Origin of the sequence: Thermoplasma acidophilum DSM 1728 (genome assembly GCF_000195915.1) — an archaeon.
Taxonomy (GTDB): Archaea; Thermoplasmatota; Thermoplasmata; order Thermoplasmatales; family Thermoplasmataceae; genus Thermoplasma; species Thermoplasma acidophilum.
On the sequence record NC_002578.1, the window covers coordinates 485184 to 503398 of the forward strand.

The following is an 18215-nucleotide window of genomic DNA, read 5'->3' on the forward strand; positions in this document are numbered from 1 at the left end:
GCAATGACGAATGGAGATCATCATTTTATCTTAAAAGGAAATCATGACCAGGAATATATATGGAAAATGTAAAGCTCAGGTGGGATCTCATACTGAAGCCATATATGGATTTTATTGATAAAAACTATCCCGACATAACAAACGGAGAGAAATTCAGAATACTCGTGGATAGATTGACGAACAACGAAATAAAGAACCGCGTACTGCTGCATGATAACAATGTCGTCGCATATGCCTTCTTTGTAGATTCGGTATACGGGGACAGATGCATAGGAAATATAGGCTTTATGGATGCAAAATACTGCAACGAGGCCCGGCTCTCCAATCTGATCTCATGGATAGAGCTGAACTCTGATGGCAGGAGCGTGTTTCTGGATGAAATATTCAATGGCGCGGATACTGTTGAGGCCGTACTAAAGAGCAGAGGGTATTCCACTCTGACCAGAATACGCATGACCGCGCGTCTGGATTCCATTCCAAGGAAGCAGGCGGATCTACCGTTCGTAAACTTTGAACGCAAGATGATTCAAGAGTTTTCAGATGCAGAATACAACGCATTCGCAGGTGTGGAGGATCAGGTTCTGCTTCCGAGGTCAAGAGAGATGCGGATAAAATACCTGGCAGACGAGATCGGGGGATCGGAGACCGAACTGATAAAGGATGCAAGCTTCGTGCTTATGGACGATAAGATCAGGGCCGGTATCATATCCGTGAAGTACAGGGGTTCCGATGATCCATACTTTTCGGACATATTCGTGGATCCTGATTATAGAAGGCGGGGCATAGCCTCGGCAATGATCTCGACCGCTGCCCAGAAGCTAATGGATCTCGGTTACAGGTCTGTGGCCCTGATAGTATCGGAAAATAATCCCGCCATTGGTCTCTACAGAAAGATGGGTTTTTCGGATTCCGGCCAGAGAAAATACACTATACATTACAGGATAAGACCGTGAAAATGCATGGATGAGACCCAGCCAATATCTGGAAAAGCTGAAGAAACGATAATTGGTTATGGAAAATATCTTTAAGCCAATTTGCCTATTCAGATCGCATGCGGGATCTCAGTGAAGGCACGCATATGCCGTGAAATGGCCTGTCGCCCGCAGGATAGTAACCGATCAGCCATTTGCTGAGAGATGGCCGGCGAATCGGATGCTGGACGCTGTGATGAAGACGTATCTGGAACCAGTGGTGAATAGATGGGAGAAGTTGAAGACCTGTTGAAGAATGCTGATAAGAATTTCGAGAAGGAGAAATACATAGATTCGCTGCGTGATTATCTTGCCGTCCTCGACAAGGTGGACGATGAAAGCCTGAAGGCTGAGATATGCTATAAGGTGTCTCAGATATATCATTACCTGCAGAAAGATGATCCACAGAATGCGCTCAAGTACGCCCAGATGTCCATGGATCTTCATGCAAAGCACGGGGAAGACGATCTGACGGTCCTTGATCTCATAAACATTGCCTCAATACTCATGGATTCCGGGGATAAGAAGGGGGCACTTCAGAAACTGGATGAAGCGATACAGAAGGCGAAAGATATGGGCGATGACGAGATTCAGCTGATAGCCATGTCATCAAAGGCCAGCATGATCGCGGAAGATAACAGGGAGGAGGCCCTAAAGCTCTATCAGGAGGTCATGAGGAAGAGCCAGGAGATCGGAGACATAGAGGACTACTTCGATGCCGTTCAGGGCATAGTCAATATGGTCAGGGAAGAGGACGAGCACAGGGCCTTTGAGATGATTATGAAGGCCATAGAGGAGCTTGAAAACTACATCTCAGGCATAAAGAGCAAGAAGGAGAAAAAGGACGTGGCGGATTCCTTCTCATATCTTTACGATACCGCATCGGACATTGCCATGTCCATCGGGGATGTAGATCAGGCTATGGAGATAGCCAAAAGGCTTCAGAAGATCGTTTCATAACCGCACTCAGGAGAGGAACATCTTCTTCTCCTCTATCTCCCTCACGAAATCAGATACGTCGATGCCCTCGTCCAGGAGGACGCTGAGGAGAACCGTTTGAAAGGACAGGTATTTTGTGTTTTCCATGAGTGTTCTCGCCCTGGTTATGGCCTCCTTCTTTGTTATCCTGCCAGAGGCTGCAGCGGCATCAAGTATCCTATCTATGATTGGTTTGTCCGCATTGCTTGAGAATAATGTTTTATCATCGACGGTGAAGTCAAGCGGCACAACAACACCGCTGGTGCTGAAATTTGGAGAGTATCTGTCACCCTTCTTGACAAGGAGCCCCTCAGCTGTGGCAGCATCCACAAATTTCCTTACGGAATCCGGCGGAAGCATCTTCCTCCTGAATGAGATCACGTTTATGAAATCCTGCGCTGTGAGAGAATCAGGCCTCTTCAAATCAGCAGACACTATGGCTATGATCTTCCTAGCGGCATCCTTATCCATGACTTGACGATGAAAGATGCATAGAAATACTTTTCAGCCCTGCGCTCCAATTCGATCAATTATTTATGCTGGGCTCAATTGCATGCTCAATGGAATTTGAGGATTTCGATCTTTACTCGTATTTTTACGGTCTTGTAAAGCAGATCCCTGAGGGATACGTTACAACCTATGGCGATCTGGCCCAGGCCCTGGGAGATCCCATTGCGGCCAGGGCTGTTGGATACATGCTTTCCATAAATGAAGATCCTGACACCATCCCGTGCTACAGGGTTGTCCTGCACGACGGCACCGTTGGAAACTACACCCATCCGCTGGGGCCTATGGAGAAGGTGAGACGCCTCAGGGCCGACGGAATACCCGTAGTAGATGGCATGATAGAGAACTTCGATCGCTATCGGTTCAGGGATTTCAAAACGGACCAGCCACTGAGGAAGATGCAGCAATATCAGGAATACATAGCTCGAAAGTACAGCGAATCTGGAGCCGGTGAATTCAGAACCGTGGCAGCCTTCGATGTCTCATACGAGGAAAGGAGGGCATTTGCCTCGATGGTGATACAGGACGGGTCCACGATAGAGGCCTACGTGATCAGTGACGGAATTAACTTTCCTTACATACCTGGGTATCTGGCCTTCAGGGAGTTCAGGTTTATAAAGAAGCTTTACAGGAAGGCTGATCTGCTGCTGATAGACGGCAACGGCATTCTGCATCCGCGTTTTGCAGGTCTGGCCACCCATGCCGGCGTACTGCTGGACCGCGCATCGATAGGTGTTGCCAAGCATCTGACGAGATCCACCAGGCATCAGGACATAATATACATGCAGGATCGGCCTGTAGGCGTCATGATCAGGAAGAACATGATCGTCAGTCCGGGGAATTTCATCGACGTCAACGGATCAGCGGATACGGTCAGGAAAATGTGGAATGATCGCTACCCATGGCCACTGAAACTGGCGCATCAGCTTAGCACGCGGCATGCGGAAACAGGAGGTCGCGTATCCGAGTACAGCATCGAATCAGCGCACGAACTCCACTAGGCCCAGGATATCGTAGCATAGAACCAACACCTTTCATGGTCTTCTGAATCAGGTGTAGCGGTCGAGTGCTTCCCTGGCCATTCTTAAGAATTCAGGAGGTATACTCGGCTCCCCAGAGGTAATGCTGCCGTCCACGCATTCCGCATCTATCGATCGCCTGGCCTCATCTAGTTCTGCAGCGTTTCTGGCCATCAGAACCACTGACGGACCGGCATCGATCGAGAATCCTACAGCTCTTCCGCCGGACCGCATCTCCAGTATCCTGCTTACTACGTCAATGGTTTTTTCTGTCCAGAGTATCGATCGGGAGGACATTAGTGTAGCATGCATCATCAGGGAGCTGTTCGTCGCAGTCCTTATAATGGTGTCTGCATCAAATTCTGAGTTAAGCAGATCCAGAAGCGCATGCCTTGTATAGGTAGCCCATTCTCTATAAAAAGGCGATCTTAAAGCAACCTCGTGTATATTGGAACGGTGGAAATCCGCCGCTATGGGAACAGCGCAGAGAGCAATGCCCGTATCTGGCATCGGAAGTCCAAGAGCAAATGATGTGTCATGCGCGTAGCCTGGCCATGAGATCAATACGGATAGAGGGCCGGTTGTCGATGCTGCGCCTGATCCAGACACGAGTCTGGCCATCTTCGAAAGAAACGGGCCGTCTTCAATGGCGGACTCATCGAAAACGGATCTGGCCACTGATCGGGCAAATGCTGCAGCTACAGCAGCCGATTCCCAATGTCCACAGCCGCCTCCCTGTTTATTATCGACCTTTATGTACACATGGAACGAACCTCTGATGGAGTAGATGCTTCTCAATAATTGCACGACCCTTCTGGCCATGATCATCGTTTGTTCGTCCTGTCTTCCATTCAGTATGAAGGTATCTTCGCCTATATTCTCAGTAAGAACAAGTGCAGCATAGGCCCGTGAGAAATCGGCAGCCATGGAGACGCAGGGAAAGTTCAGTATGTTGAAAGTGGAATCATAGTAACCCAGGGATTTGATTATTCCGATTTCAGAATAGCCAGCTCCAAATGCTATTTTACGGTATGCCGGTCTTATTGCATGCATACCGGGCCTTCTGTAAATCCCGCGATCCCTGAGCAGTTTTTCCATGTCAAAGGGCTGCACATGATAATATTGGTTATAGGTATAAATACTGTCATGCCAAGATTTCCCTGACGCCATAAGATGCGGGGCCATCGCCTGGATCAGTGAAATTCCTATATATCGTGAGGTGAATTGAGCTCTCGGATGGAAAATTCATGCGGAGGCGGATGGCATGAAGCATCGTTTTGATATGACTGCAGGAGGGCACGTATGATCGCATGTACGTATCTGGTTAATCGGAGCGTTATCCGCATACACTTGAAGTGCAGATAAATGAAAAGGCCGTTCATAACATAACTTTAATCTATTATGTATTATTATGCTACATATGGATAGTTTCTGGAAGAAGAAGCTGGATGAATTCAAGACCGTGAAGAAAAACGAGGAATATGAAAGATGGGTCTCCAGCACCCTTGCCCCCTGGAACAGGCAGACAGGATACAAGGAGAAGAAATATCAAAATTCATCTGAGATCACGCTAAAGGAGGTGTACACGAAGGAGGATGTGCCCGATCTTGACAGGAAGCTTGGAATGCCAGGCGAATATCCCTTCACCAGGGGTATCTATCCCAACATGTACCGTGGCAAGTTATGGACCATGAGGATGTTTTCCGGTTTCGGAACGCCGGAGGATACGAACAGGCGTCTGCATTACCTGATAGAGAACGGAGAGACTGGTCTAAGCATAGCCTTCGATATGCCGACGCTCTACGGTTACGATGCTGACAACCCAAGATCAGAGGGTGAAATAGGAAAATGTGGGGTTAACGTGTCTACCCTGAAGGACATGGAAACGATCTTCAAGGGTATCGACCTCAGCAAGGTATCCACATCCATGACGATCAACGCACCGGCTGCAATACTGACAGCCATGTACCTTGCAATAGCCAAGAAGCAGGGCGTGCCTTTCGATAAGGTATCCGGTACCGTTCAGGCAGACATACTGAAGGAATACATTGCCCAGAAGGAGTGGATGTATCCTCCTGAGGCGCATATAAGAATAATACGTGATATGATGGTCTACTGCACCAAAAACGTCCCTAAATGGAACTATATAAGCATATCCGGCTATCATATAAGGGAAGCCGGATCGAGTGCAGTGCAGGAGCTTGCATTCACCCTTGCCGATGGCTTCTACTATGTCGATCTAGGCATAAAGGCAGGCCTCAACGTTGATGAATTCGCTCCGAGGCTTTCCTTCTTCTTCAACTCGTCCATAAACTTCTTCGAAGAGATAGCAAAGATGAGAGCTGCAAGGCGAATATGGGCCACAGTTCTGAAAGAAAAATACGGTGCGAAGAATCCGAGGTCAATGATGCTCAGGTTCCACACGCAGACCTCTGGATATACGCTCACATGGCAGCAGCCTCTCAACAATATTATACGCACGACCATTGAGGCCATGGCTGCGGTTCTTGGTGGCACGCAGAGCCTGCACACGAACTCATACGATGAGGCATGGGCTCTTCCATCGGACCAGGCCGTCAAGGTGGCGCTCAGAACGCAGCAGATAATAGCCGAGGAGAGCGGCATACCGGACGTCATAGATCCCCTGGGGGGATCCTATTATGTGGAATGGCTCACTGACAGGATGGAGGAAGAGGCATACAGGTACTTTGACAGGATCGAAAGCATGGGAGGCATCCTTGAGGCCATAAAGAAGGGATACATACAGAAGGAGATCGCGGACACATCTTACAAGAGGCAGAAGCGCCTTGAGAGCGGCGAGGAGATAATGGTCGGAGTTAACAAGTACATCGAAGAGGGTGAAGAACCCATCAATTACCTCAAGATAGACAAGAAGGCAGAGGAGGCACAGATAGCAAGGCTGAAAGAGGTGAAGAGTACAAGGGACGAGGAAAAGGTCAGGAAGGCCCTTGAAGACCTCAGAAAAGCCATGCTGGATGAGAATGAGAACCTGATGCCTTACTACATCAGGGCTGTGGAAGCTTATGCAACAGTTCAGGAGATATCAGACGTAGGGAGGGAGATATTTGGAAGCTGGAAAGAACCTGTCATCGTCTAGGCCGATAAAGGTACTGCTTGCCAAGCCGGCGATCGATGGCCATGATCGCGGCATATTCGTACTGGCCCGGGCCCTGAGGGATGCAGGCATGGACGTCATCTACGCCGGCCTGCTACCAACCCCGGAGCAGGTGGTGGACATAGCCATAAGCGAGGATGTGGACGTCATCGGGCTGAGCCTTCTGAACGGCGCGCACATGACTGCTTTCAAGAAGGTCGTGGATCTTCTAAAGGAGCGTGGCGTGGACGATATAGCGGTCGTTGGCGGCGGCATAATACCGGATGATGACAAGCCAAAACTGGAGGCTATCGGTGTAACCGGGAATTACGGTCCTGGGACGCCGTTATCCACAATCATCGATCACATACGAAAGCGCGGGGAAGAGGCCAGAAAGAAGAAGGAGATGTAAATGGACACGGATTCCATCGTCAGAGGCATATCGGCCGGAGATCAGAGGATCATAGCGAGGGCGATATCGATAATCGAGGAGGATAATGACAGGTCTTACGATATAATCCGTTCGATATATGGCATGACTGGCCGAGCGCACATAATAGGCATCACCGGACCGCCTGGTGTTGGAAAGAGTACAATGATCGGCGTTCTGTCCAGGAAGCTCACCGAGATGGGGAAAAAGGTATCGATACTTGCCGTTGATGCCAGCAGCCCGTTCAGCGGTGGCACGATTCTGGGAAACAGGATAAGGATGCAGGATACGCTGTCCCGTTACGGGATATACATGCGCAGTGTTTCGAACCGCGGCATGACAGGGGGCCTGTCCAGATCCACCTGGAACATAGTCAAGGTGCTAGATGCTGCCGGAAGCGATTTCATAATCATAGAAACGGTCGGTGCGGGGCAATCGGATATAGATATAGTCTATCTCGCCGACACGGTGATTGTAACTCTGGCACCCGGGCTAGGAGACAGCATACAGGCCATAAAATCTGGAATGATGGAGATAGGCGATATCTTCGTCATAAACAAGATGGATCGCGAGGACTCTTTCTTTGCCCTGAAGGACATAATGGACAACGTATACGAGAGGAACGGCTGGATGCCGCGTGTGGTTGGAACAAATTCGCTCAAGGCTGAAGGCTACGATGATCTGATAAAGGCCATAGGGGATCATCAGAAGTTCTCGGAGATGAACGGAGACAAGAGGCGCATAAGGTACAGGGAGGAGGTCCGCCTGGCCCTTTCCAGGATCGTGGACAGGCAGGTCTGGAAAGAGTTCGGAAAGATACTGCAGAGCGGTGAGATAGACGCATACTACGACGATCACATCGATCCGAACACGGTGGCGACGGAGATATTCATGCATAACGGTGAGATGCCTCAGGGCCATTCCGTGGAGAAGAGGATCGGATTCTGATCAGATTGCGATGGCGAATCAGAGACGCCTGGCCGTTGCTTCGGAATCAAAATAAATTTTTCATATTCCATCGCAAAACGGTACTGTTTTTACTGGGCGGAAATTGGTTTTGCGATATCCGCAACGTATAAATAACGTGGTTTCATAGTTTTCTGATAGCCATGGTAAGAGTACTCATTCTGACAGGAGATGCCGGAGAATCGCTCGAGGTGATGTATCCTCTCCAGAGGATGAAGGAGGAGGGCTTTGAGGTCGATGTGGCTGCGCCTGAAAAGAAGAAGATTCAGCTCGTTGTCCATGATTTCGAGGAAGGCTTCGACACGTATACGGAGAAACCCGGATACAAGCTTCAGGCAGATCTTGCATTCAAGGACGTAGATCCGTCAAAATACGATGCCCTGATAATACCTGGAGGCCGCGCTCCGGAATACATAAGGAACGACAAGGACTTCATACGAATAGTGAAATACTTTTTTGAGAAGCACAGCCCTGTGGCAGAACTATGCCATGCACCGCTGGCGCTGGCCGCAGCCGGTGTGCTCAAAGGAAGGACAACAGCGGCATATCCTGCTCTGGCACCAGATGTTGCAATTGCCGGTGGCCAGTTCGTAGATGGAGCCGCAGTCATAGACGGCAATCTGGTTTCAGCCAGAGCATGGCCAGATCATCCTGAGTGGATGAGGGCCTTCATAAAGCTGCTGAAGGAAAAAGTTAAAAAATAAAATATTCCAATTTTATATGTGCACGGCCTTGTGCACTGCGTCGTCCATGAGTGCCAGGGCGTATCCAGTCATTCTCTCAAGTTCCTTGTTTGATTCGGATGAACTCTTCAGGTTCTGAAGTATCTCATGGGCGTTTCTCCTTATTCTCGGTGCCATGTTTATGTCCTCAGTCTTGAACATGCTTATTATGTTCTCCATCGTATTTATGAGAAGAAGTACCTCATCCCTGGGCTTCATGTCCTCCTGTTTTATGTTGCCTATCAGCAACCTGGTGTGCGTTATGAACCTGCCGAGATCCCTGGATGCCACGGCATACAGTATTATGTCCTTTATCGGGACGTCAAGCTTGTACTTGTCATCGCGCTGCACCGTCAGGGCTATGCTCCTGATCAGCTTGTAGTAGTCGGAGTTCAGTGCAAGGCATCTGGACGTCAGATCCTGCTTCATGTCCTCCCTCGGCGTCTCAATGACCTTGGTCACATCCTTGAGTATGGACAGGGCCTTGTTTGAAAAGTCGAAGAAAGAATCCTGCACCTTGAGTATCTCTTCATCGACCTCAAATACAAGAGAATTGAATGTTTCCTCCTTCAGGTTCAATCCTGGAAGCTGTAGCTGAAGCATCTTTATCCTGTCCTTCACGTCCCTTGAGATGACGTCCTTGGACTGCAGGGATATCTTTGTCATTCCCTGCATATAGTAGACGGAGATCAGATATTCGGCCGTCTCCTCGTCTGTATATTCTATAACCCTCTCTGAGTTGAAATCCTTCTTCGGCCTTATCTTTATTATCCCTGAGGATTCAAAGACCTCGACTTCTCTGGTCACATCGAGGCCGTTGTCCCTAACCCAGTCCGACGGCAGAGACACTATGTAGCTTCCTCCCTTTATCTTCTGAATTCTTCTGAGATTAGTTGACATTTCAATGGGGAGATTTATAATTTATATAAACCTTTTATCATCATTGATCGAAATCCGTAAAGAAATATTAGTTAAACTTTTGAAATAAATCACTGACGCCTGTTCATTTATAATATTTTAGTTGAAAGATATTTAAAATATTCCGATTGGACTATGATGCGGAAACCGTTTTAAAGCCTTTTTTAATGTAAAGCCTATAATTTGCCGAAATAGCCATTTCATGACTGTATCTATCATTTCTTTATGATGTAAATTTCCGTTATAGGCCTCATTGGCGGTGATCAATTTCACATAAAAATTGTTCTATATGTGCATTTTTTGCATAGAAGAAAAGATAATTCTCTCTATTTCGTATTTTATATTATGAAATTCAACACAATGTATCTGTATGCGGTCATACTGGCCCTGGCCAGTTTTGCACTCGCAGTTCTATCGTACATAATAAGCGGGCAGGCTCTCTGGTGGGGCGTAACTGGAGCTGAAAGCCAGATGGGTGGCATCTTCTGGAGTCTGTTCGGCCTGCACGTGTCCAGCCTTGCCTACTACCACGTTTATCCCATACCGGTCCTGGATAAGGCATTCACATGGTTCCTGGTCTTCGGGATAATACTGGGATCGCTGATCGCCTCCCTTTCAAGGGGCGAATTCTCAATAAGGCAGGTTCCCAACCGCAATCTGGCCATACAGGCGCTTCTGGGGGGTGTTCTCATCGGATACGGAACGAGGATGGCTGGGGGCTGCAATATAGGTGATTTCTATTCAGGCTTCGCCACTGGGAGTTTCTGGGCCTTTCCATTCTTTCTGGCCATGATATCGGGAATATACACCATTGTGGTGCTGTCAAGGCACAGGCGCACCGCCGGGTTCTTTTCATCCGCTAAACCAAGGCCATCTTTCATATGGCCTTCAAGGGGGATACAGTATTCCATTCTCGCTGCAGTGATCGCACTACTGGTCCTGCTGATCTACCTCTTTCCAGATCCGATGGTCAGGATCTGGCTTATCTTCGGTCTTGTGATCGGATCCGTGGGATATCTCGGATCACTGTGTTTCCAGACATCATTCAGGGAAACGATCGGAGAGTCAAAAGACAGGCAGATGATCAGGCTCGTTGCTGTATCGCTTTTAACCGTATCCATCCTTGCACAGGTGACCATATTCGGCCTCCACATGCGCACAAACTTCTTCTTTGATCAGAACCAGAGCGTCCTCTATCAGGTTCTGGGGGGCTTCATATTCGGTCTTGGCATGGGCCTTGCTTTCAACTGCACCTACAGCATGGAGTGGAGGATGGGATCCGGAAACATCCAGGCCCTGATAACATTCATGGGGCTAACGTTCATAGGGGCGCCACTCTACGCAATTTCATATTCATTCTGGCACTCGATCATCCCTGTCGTCGTTGAACCGGCGCCATACTGGCAGTTTTCAATCTACAGGTACGGTATCATCGGTGCCGTGATAATAGATCTGTTTCCGGTGGTCTGGCTCCTTGTCTTCGGCTACAGAAAGCCCAGTGCAAGATCCAACGAGAGAACGGACAGAAAATCAGTCAGAGCGCGTCAAGACGCTGATTGATGGAAACGGATCGAATGAAATTGGTCAAATGAAGGTATGATTTCCATTATATATATAATTAAAATATAGTTTGCAATGATAGACGTAAAGCTCCTGAGATCCAATAGAGAACTGTTTGAGAAAAACTGCGAATACAGGGGGGTGGATAAGGCACCGGTTGAGGATTTCTTCAGGCTTGATGAGGAGTGGAGATCCATAAACAGGGAATTGAACGGATTGAGATCGCAGAAGAATAGGGAGACGAGGAAGATTGCAGAACTCATAAAGAATAACGGAGACGCTTCAGCAGAGAAGAAAGCGGTTGAGGATATAAACGCCAGAATTTCAGATCTTGAAAATAAACTGAAGAAGATCGAGGAGGAGAGGGACAGGATACTGTGGACCATCCCCAATCTTGTCCATGAAAGCGTACCTGTTTGCTTTGGTGATGAGAATAATCAGCTGGTCAGATATGTCGGGCACGCGAAGGTATTCCGGGATGATATCGAGGAGTTCAAAAAGAATTCAGGAAACAGCCAAGATTACGAAGTTCTGGATGAGAGGCCAAAGAGCCATGTGGATCTTGGCCTGGACCTGAACGTCATCGATCTCGAGAGCGCGGCTAGAATATCGGGTTCGCGTTTCTACTTCATCAAGAACAGGCTGCTCAAGCTGGAAATGGCGCTTGAGAACTATGCGGTGGATTTCCTTTCGCAGAGAGGGTTTTCGATAGTGGAACCCCCCTATATGCTGAATCTGGAGAGCATGCGCGGCGCTACGGATCTGGAGACGTTCAAGGATACCCTTTACAAGATCGAGGGTGAAGATCTTTACCTTATAGCAACTTCGGAGCATTCCATAGCAGCGATGCTCTCAAACCAGTTCCTTGAGGAGAAGGATCTGCCTCTCAGGGTGGCCGGTATATCGGCATGCTTCAGGCGTGAGGCCGGTGCGCATGGAAAGGATACAAAGGGTATATTCCGTGTACATCAGTTCAACAAGATAGAGCAGTTCGTTTTCTGCAAGCCGGAGGACTCGTGGGATTTCCTTGAGGAGATTCTCGGCAATGCTGAAGCCATATACAGGAGCCTGGGAATACCATACAGGGTCGTCAACGTGTGCTCGGGAGAACTCGGCCGGCTAGCGGCAAAGAAGTACGATATAGAGGCCTGGTTCCCGGCTCAAGGCAAGTTCAGGGAGATAGTGTCGGCTTCAAACGACACGGACTATCAGGCAAGATCGCTGAATATAAAGTACAGGACCAGCGAAGGGAATAGATTCGTCCACACGCTCAACAGCACGGCGATAGCGACGACTAGGATACTGGTAGCCATAATGGAGAACTTCCAGGAAGGCGACAGAATAAGGATACCTGATGTACTTGTTCCCTACACTGGATTTCAATACATAGAGAAGGGATGAGGTTAAGTCCCCTCGTCCCATGAGTTCAGGTATTTTATCTGTTCTTCATTCAGCTGATCCAGTTCGCCTCCGAACTGCTTCAGCCTTATCTCTGCGACGTACCTGTCTATATCTGCCGGAACAGGGTAAACCTTTCTCTCAAGCTTATCATGGTTTTTGACCAGGTATTCAGCGGTAAGGGCCTGCAGCGCGAAGCTCAGATCCATGATCTCAACTGGATGCCCCTGTCCAGCGGCCAGATTGACCAGCCTTCCATCTGCTATTATGTCCACCGTGTTCCCATTTTCGAGCCTGTATCTCTTCACGAATTCACGGACTTCATTCACTTCAAGCGATCTTTTTTCTATTTCGGACACGGCCACCTCGTTATTGAAATGGCCGGCATTGGCCAGAACGATGTTCTTCTTTGCAACCAGCGCGTCCTCATACTTGACAACATCCTTCATGCCCGTCGCGGTTATTACCATGTCCGCGTCCCGGATCGCATTGTTCATCCTCCTGACCTGAAAACCATCCATTATGGCTTCGTTTGCCTTGATGGGATCTATTTCGGTAACTATGACGTTAGCCCCCATGCCCTTGAGCCTCATCGCTATTCCGCGGCCGCAGTATCCGTACCCTGCCACAACCACAGTCCTTCCGGCTATAAGCAGGTTAGTTGCATTCATAATTCCGTCCAGCGTGCTCTGTCCTGTACCATACCTGTTGTCAAACAGGTGCTTCATGTTTGCATCGTTAACATCGAACATAGGGAAGAGCAGGACGCCGGATCTCTCCATGGCCCTGAGCCTCTGCACTCCTGTGGTCGTTTCCTCGTTTCCACCCAATATGTTCTTCGCCAGATCCTTCCTCTCAGTATGCACAATCTTCGTGAGATCGCCTCCGTCGTCTATTATTATGTCCGGCTGGACATCCAGCGTTCTATGGAGGTATTCATAATACTCCTCGCTGGTCTCGCCCTTTCTGGCGAAGACCGGCATCCCATAATCCTCCTTGAGGCTCTGTACAACGGAATCGTCGGAGCTGAGCGGGTTGCAGGAGGCCATCTTTACTTCTGCACCGCCCTCTTTCAGCAATAGAGCGAATATGCCCGTTTTTGCCTCAACATGCAGGGCCATGGCCACTTTTATGCCCTTGAATGGTTTTTCAGCCTGAAACCTCTTCCTTATTTCCGCTATGACGGGCATGTGGTCTCTTGCCCATGCCAGTCTGAGAAAACCCTTGCTTTCTGTCATGCTTCGAATATAACGCTGACGTTGATAAAGGTTGATCTTCATTGCTAAATTCTTAATTAGTTAAATTAAATTCAGGTGCTGTGTTTGAGAATACTTTCCGAAGGATCGGTACATTTTCTGCAAAACACAGCGCTGCCGTCATAATTGCATGGATTGTAGTCTTAGTTATTCTTGCTCCGTTCGCACCGGCACTCTTTTCTGATACAAGTTACAACATTGCTAGTGATATAGTACCGCCAAATTCGCCTGCTAACATTGCATCGAACCTACAATCACAGTATTTCAACACTTCCAACGATTCATCCTTTGTTATAGTTACAAACAACACAAGCATCGATACCATTACGTCGCTTCATGCGCTGATGGGTATGCAGGGTGCAATACTATCGTATCTTAACAGGAATGGCTACAGAGCCAATGCATCTAGCATAATAACGGTGGAAAATGACACATTGAAATCTGTTTCGCTATCCCTCGGAAAGGAGCTGTCCGGAATTTACAAGATCAATGTTAACCTTTATAATGAGGCTACCAAGCTGAATCAGAGCCTCTCCGCTACCGCCGATTTTCTCTTTGTTCCTGCCATTGCTTACGTTATGAATTTCACGAAAGAGCTAGAATCAGGTTATAATTTATCCGATCCGGAAAAAGCAGGATACCAGAATGCAAGCCTTGTTATGCAAAAATTCGCCGAATCTCCATACGCTAGTCTGTCGCCGATATATCTGTCCTCATTTTCGACCTATATGAATAAAACGCTAACTCCTGGAAATACTACTAAGATTTCAGAAATAGCAAATTCGGCTGTGAATTCTACCTCAGAAATAATTTCTCAATCGGTGAAAAGTAGCAGCGCCTTCCTTTCTTCAGAGATAATGGCTGTTGATAGCAACCTTACCCTGATCGATTTTGACAACATGTCCGTTTACAGGCCATTTGCTGAGAATTTTACGGTAAATGCCATTGTTCCTGGGCTCTCCAACTATTCCACGGTGATATCAAATCTGAACCTGACTGTACGCGACTTCGTGCATAAAATTGTCAATGTGTCGTTCGAAGCGAATTATGCTCAAATAGTGGATCTCACTTCCTCGGAAATTTACAATGGCACCATTTATCAGTTCAATGGAAACCCGCTCGTTTCACTAAATCTGAAGTATCTCGAACCATATCTTTCTGATCTGCTCAATAACGGGAATACAAACGATTCTTACATCAACAGCACAGTGAACAGCACAATTTACGACGAGACATTTCAGCAATACCCCGTTATTCCGTCACAGTATGTTATGGGTTCCCTGGTGGGCTACGGTAATACAACGGAGATATTCGCCTTCACCTTAAACAAGAATTACACCATATCAACCCTTAACTCAGTGAACAAGATAGCGGCTTCGTATGTTTCAGTTAAGCCTGTTGATGGAATATATTACACGGCAGGAACCGATGTGCTCAGCCAGCAGATAGAGCAGGAGGTAATGACCGGTCTGGTCAGGGCACTGATCATAGGTATAGTCCTGTCTATACTCATTGTTGGGCTGTTCTTCAGGTCACCAGTTGCAGCGTTCCTTCCATTTAGTCTCTTCCTCATGTCCTCAATAATCTCCTTCGGTCTGAACGATATTCTGTACCGCTATGCTCTGCATGCATCTGTATCATTCGTAACACCAACGTTGCTCCTCATCCTGCTCCTGGGGCTGACCAGCGATTACGTCGTATACATAATGTCCAGATACAGAAGGGAGCTTTACAGGAATGGCGGTGATCCAATACCAGAATCATCGAAATGGGCTGGACACGCTGTTTTCACGTCAGGAATTACGGTTGCATTATCATATATAGTACTCTATCTTTTCAAGGTACCCATATTCAGCGATGCCGGTATAACCAACGCAGTGGGGGTTGTGGTCTCCATCATGCTGGCCAACACGTTCCTCATCGCGGTGTTCAAGAGACTGGGATACCGCACATTCTGGCCGGCAAGAAACAGGAATATACCCATGGAGACCACGATGGAGAAGATATCCAGCGTAGTACTCAGAAACAAGAAGAAAATTGTTGTGATATTCGTTATCGTGGCATTCGGTGCACTGTACGTATATGCATCTACGCCCACGAACATGAATGTTTTCAGCCTCATACCTCCCAGCAGCGGGATTCAATCCGCGGTGATTGTGAATCAGAGCTTCCATGGTGATCTGTTCTTCGAAAGCTTCGTTATCCTGAAGTTCAACAGCCCAGTGATAGTTAACGGCACTTACAATGCATCCGAGATGAACCAGATCACGAAGCTGGAGAACATGATAGCCGGCCTAAGTGGAGTTGCCAAGGTCTATGGGCCAACCTATCCATACGGGCAGTATGTCAATATAGATAAACTCCCATCTAACTACGTTTCCACTTACAGATCGCAGATCAATACCTTCATCGGGAGTGATCCGCACTACGTAATGGTGGAGTTCGAGCTGTCGAACATAAGCTGGTCAAATGCCGCCACATCCTTCATAAATTCTCTCCCATCGAAGATATCATCGTACATGGGTAATTCCATCACGTTCTATGTTGGGGGCCTTACTGCTGGTTTGGATGCCGCATACAGCCATACCCTGCACACATTCGAGGAGATGATACCGATACTCGCAGCCTCGATCTTCGTAATACTTGCCGTGCAGCTGAGCTCAGTATTCACGCCATTGAGGCTGATACTCATGGTACTTGCATCTGTCATCGTTGGTCTCATGCTGATATACTGGATTGTCTACTACATCTACCATCTGCCGATAATAATATTCATGCCCATGTTCACCTTCGTGACGCTTCTAGCCGTAGGTCTGGATTATGATATATTCATGATAACACGTGCCAGAGAGGGTGTAATGAAGGGAATGACGGATGAAGAGGCGATAACCACCAGCATAAGGGAGAACGGTGGCATAATCGTGACGCTTGGATCGTTGCTGTTTGTAACATTCGGTTCGTTATACTTCAGCGACCTGCAGCTCATAGAGGAGATAGGTGGGGGTCTGGCAATAGGCGTTCTCATAGATACATTCCTTAGCTGGCCATTCTTCGTACCTGCGGTGATGCTCTTGATGAAGAAGTGGAACTGGTGGCCATCAAAGATTAGAAAAGCTTAAATATTTATTTTTAATATAAGGTTGTCAACCAAAAGTTGACAAGTAGGTGGTGAATATGGCAAAGAAAGACGAATTTGATGATTGGGATGACATGTTCGATGAATTCTTCAAGGACTTCGGTATCGACATAAAGTCCCTCAACAACAGGCTGATGAGGATATGGAACAGGATACTCAACGATCCGAACATGAGCATGTCCGAACCATATGTGTACGGATTTACCTACAGAATTGGCTCCGACGGAAAGCCTATATTCCAGGAATTCGGTAATGTACCTGGCATAACCAGGGGGGCGAGGCCTATAGAGCGCGGCGTTAGAGAACCGATAACGGACATAAATGACGATGACAAGAAGGTGTACGTGACATTCGAGCTTCCGGGCGTCAGCAAGGACAGCATAGACCTGAAGATCTCTGAATACAACATAACGCTCAACGTGGATGAAGACCAGAGGAAGTATTACAAGAGCATAGACTTCGACTACAAGCTGAAGCCAGAGACGGCGACCGCTAAATTCAATAACGGTCTCCTCGATGTCACCGTTGAAAAGGCCACAAGCAAGGAAGGCAGTGGCAGGAAAGTATCGATAGAATGATGGACGACATCGATCTTTTTATTTCGGCCATCGAAAATTCCACGAGGCGGGAGATCATAAGGATGCTCACCCAGCTTGAGAGATCCTATGCTCTTGAGCTGAGCAAGAGCATCGGCCTCAGCCAGCAGGCTATTCTGAAGCAGCTGGAGTTGCTGGAGAGGGCTAACCTGGTGACTAGCATCGGATTCGTACCGAGCGATCTCGGTGCAAAGCGGAAGGTTTACCTGCCCTCTGGATTCTCATCAGTTTTCATAGATTACGGCCGCAATTTTTTCGATATAAGGCGGTTGCCGATAGATGCATCTTCAGTCAGGCTTGATGGAATCTCGGATGCCATGAAAAGGCTGAGGGAAATCAATAAGGAAATAGATGATCTTACCAGGAGAAGGACAGATCTGATAAAGCAGAAGGACAGCATCATCACAGCCATAAAGGAGAACATCGATGATGATGACGGACTTGCCAGAGAGGTCGTGACTGTGTATCTTGACACTCTGAGCATCAAGGAAACCGCCAGGAATACCGGCCTCAGCGAATCTGAAGTGATCGAGATCCTGACAGATCTGGGGATCATTGAAGACAGCATAGAGGAATGAATTTTTGCTCATTTATATGCTAGATACGGTTTCTCGAGTAGACCAGGATCAGAAATTGTTGTAAG

16 protein-coding genes are annotated in these 18215 nt (G+C 47.8%); 12 read left to right on the forward strand and 4 right to left on the reverse strand.

What is annotated here, in order from left to right; all coding sequences use genetic code 11:
• The first annotated feature begins 59 nt into the window (after positions 1–59).
• A complete protein-coding gene (locus TA_RS02385) occupies positions 60–953 on the forward strand; it encodes a GNAT family N-acetyltransferase (RefSeq protein ID WP_156778476.1) in 894 nt (297 codons plus the stop codon).
• A gap of 246 nt (positions 954–1199) precedes the next feature.
• Positions 1200–1931, forward strand: coding sequence for a hypothetical protein (locus TA_RS02390; protein WP_048161599.1), 732 nt, complete (start codon positions 1200–1202; stop codon positions 1929–1931).
• 6 nt (positions 1932–1937) lie between these two features.
• Here the strand turns inward: TA_RS02390 and TA_RS02395 are convergent, their stop codons facing one another.
• Positions 1938–2420: a DUF2240 family protein gene (locus TA_RS02395; protein WP_010900886.1), complete on the reverse strand. Its 483-nt coding sequence runs from the start codon at positions 2418–2420 to the stop codon at positions 1938–1940.
• 89 nt (positions 2421–2509) lie between these two features.
• Between TA_RS02395 and TA_RS02400 the strand changes: the two genes are divergently transcribed.
• The gene (locus TA_RS02400) at positions 2510–3457 is read left to right on the forward strand and encodes an endonuclease V (protein ID WP_048161600.1); all 948 of its coding nucleotides are present in this window, start codon (positions 2510–2512) and stop codon (positions 3455–3457) included.
• 48 nt (positions 3458–3505) lie between these two features.
• Here the strand turns inward: TA_RS02400 and TA_RS07850 are convergent, their stop codons facing one another.
• On the reverse strand, positions 3506–4588 hold the full coding sequence (locus TA_RS07850; protein ID WP_052295718.1) for a diphosphomevalonate/mevalonate 3,5-bisphosphate decarboxylase family protein: 1083 nt from the start codon (positions 4586–4588) through the stop codon (positions 3506–3508).
• Positions 4589–4895: 307 nt separating this feature from the next.
• On the opposite strand from TA_RS07850, the gene TA_RS02410 reads away from it, so the two are divergent.
• The 4 genes from TA_RS02410 (at position 4896) to TA_RS02425 (ending at position 8690) form a co-directional block, all read left to right on the forward strand.
• Positions 4896–6593 (forward strand): methylmalonyl-CoA mutase family protein, encoded by a 1698-nt coding sequence (locus tag TA_RS02410; protein ID WP_048161601.1) that lies wholly within the window; start codon positions 4896–4898, stop codon positions 6591–6593.
• Complete coding sequence (locus TA_RS02415) at positions 6562–7002, forward strand: cobalamin B12-binding domain-containing protein (protein ID WP_010900890.1); 441 nt, start codon at positions 6562–6564, stop codon at positions 7000–7002. The genes TA_RS02410 and TA_RS02415 overlap by 32 nt, the downstream gene beginning before the upstream one ends.
• Positions 7003–7968 (forward strand): methylmalonyl Co-A mutase-associated GTPase MeaB, encoded by a 966-nt coding sequence (gene meaB, locus TA_RS02420; protein ID WP_010900891.1) that lies wholly within the window; start codon positions 7003–7005, stop codon positions 7966–7968.
• 161 nt (positions 7969–8129) lie between these two features.
• On the forward strand, positions 8130–8690 hold the full coding sequence (locus TA_RS02425; RefSeq protein WP_010900892.1) for a DJ-1/PfpI family protein: 561 nt from the start codon (positions 8130–8132) through the stop codon (positions 8688–8690).
• 12 nt (positions 8691–8702) lie between these two features.
• Here TA_RS02425 and TA_RS02430 read toward each other — a convergent pair whose 3' ends face one another.
• Positions 8703–9608, reverse strand: coding sequence for an AbrB/MazE/SpoVT family DNA-binding domain-containing protein (locus TA_RS02430; protein ID WP_010900893.1), 906 nt, complete (start codon positions 9606–9608; stop codon positions 8703–8705).
• A 363-nt stretch (positions 9609–9971) separates the two neighbouring features.
• Between TA_RS02430 and TA_RS02435 the strand changes: the two genes are divergently transcribed.
• Complete coding sequence (locus TA_RS02435; RefSeq protein WP_048161602.1) at positions 9972–11186, forward strand: YeeE/YedE family protein; 1215 nt, start codon at positions 9972–9974, stop codon at positions 11184–11186.
• A gap of 75 nt (positions 11187–11261) precedes the next feature.
• Positions 11262–12587: a serine--tRNA ligase gene (gene serS / locus TA_RS02440; protein WP_010900895.1), complete on the forward strand. Its 1326-nt coding sequence runs from the start codon at positions 11262–11264 to the stop codon at positions 12585–12587.
• A 2-nt stretch (positions 12588–12589) separates the two neighbouring features.
• Here the strand turns inward: serS and TA_RS02445 are convergent, their stop codons facing one another.
• Positions 12590–13822, reverse strand: a complete 1233-nt coding sequence (locus TA_RS02445) for an adenosylhomocysteinase (protein WP_010900896.1) — start codon at positions 13820–13822, stop codon at positions 12590–12592.
• Positions 13823–13902: 80 nt separating this feature from the next.
• On the opposite strand from TA_RS02445, the gene TA_RS02450 reads away from it, so the two are divergent.
• The 3 genes from TA_RS02450 to TA_RS02460 are packed head-to-tail and all read left to right on the forward strand — an operon-like array spanning position 13903 to position 18150.
• Positions 13903–16959 (forward strand): MMPL family transporter, encoded by a 3057-nt coding sequence (locus TA_RS02450; RefSeq protein ID WP_010900897.1) that lies wholly within the window; start codon positions 13903–13905, stop codon positions 16957–16959.
• 55 nt (positions 16960–17014) lie between these two features.
• The gene (gene hsp20, locus TA_RS02455; RefSeq protein ID WP_241761879.1) at positions 17015–17554 is read left to right on the forward strand and encodes an archaeal heat shock protein Hsp20; all 540 of its coding nucleotides are present in this window, start codon (positions 17015–17017) and stop codon (positions 17552–17554) included.
• A complete protein-coding gene (locus tag TA_RS02460) occupies positions 17551–18150 on the forward strand; it encodes an ArsR/SmtB family transcription factor (RefSeq protein ID WP_010900899.1) in 600 nt (199 codons plus the stop codon). Before hsp20 ends, TA_RS02460 begins: the two co-directional genes overlap by 4 nt.
• The last annotated feature ends 65 nt before the right edge of the window (positions 18151–18215 follow it).

Bases quoted from the DNA above. Each gene is read 5' to 3' on its own strand.
- serS (WP_010900895.1), top strand. From the start codon at position 11,262: ATGATAGACGTAAAGCTCCTGAGATCCAATAGAGAACTGTTTGAGAAA.
- TA_RS02435 (WP_048161602.1), top strand. From the start codon at position 9,972: ATGAAATTCAACACAATGTATCTGTATGCGGTCATACTGGCCCTGGCC.
- TA_RS02385 (WP_156778476.1), top strand. From the start codon at position 60: ATGGAAAATGTAAAGCTCAGGTGGGATCTCATACTGAAGCCATATATG.
- TA_RS02400 (WP_048161600.1), top strand. From the start codon at position 2,510: ATGGAATTTGAGGATTTCGATCTTTACTCGTATTTTTACGGTCTTGTA.
- TA_RS02390 (WP_048161599.1), top strand. From the start codon at position 1,200: ATGGGAGAAGTTGAAGACCTGTTGAAGAATGCTGATAAGAATTTCGAG.
- TA_RS02425 (WP_010900892.1), top strand. From the start codon at position 8,130: ATGGTAAGAGTACTCATTCTGACAGGAGATGCCGGAGAATCGCTCGAG.
- TA_RS02460 (WP_010900899.1), top strand. From the start codon at position 17,551: ATGATGGACGACATCGATCTTTTTATTTCGGCCATCGAAAATTCCACG.
- TA_RS02430 (WP_010900893.1), bottom strand. From the start codon at position 9,608: ATGTCAACTAATCTCAGAAGAATTCAGAAGATAAAGGGAGGAAGCTAC.
- hsp20 (WP_241761879.1), top strand. From the start codon at position 17,015: ATGGCAAAGAAAGACGAATTTGATGATTGGGATGACATGTTCGATGAA.
- TA_RS02445 (WP_010900896.1), bottom strand. From the start codon at position 13,822: ATGACAGAAAGCAAGGGTTTTCTCAGACTGGCATGGGCAAGAGACCAC.
- TA_RS02395 (WP_010900886.1), bottom strand. From the start codon at position 2,420: ATGGATAAGGATGCCGCTAGGAAGATCATAGCCATAGTGTCTGCTGAT.
- TA_RS02410 (WP_048161601.1), top strand. From the start codon at position 4,896: ATGGATAGTTTCTGGAAGAAGAAGCTGGATGAATTCAAGACCGTGAAG.
- meaB (WP_010900891.1), top strand. From the start codon at position 7,003: ATGGACACGGATTCCATCGTCAGAGGCATATCGGCCGGAGATCAGAGG.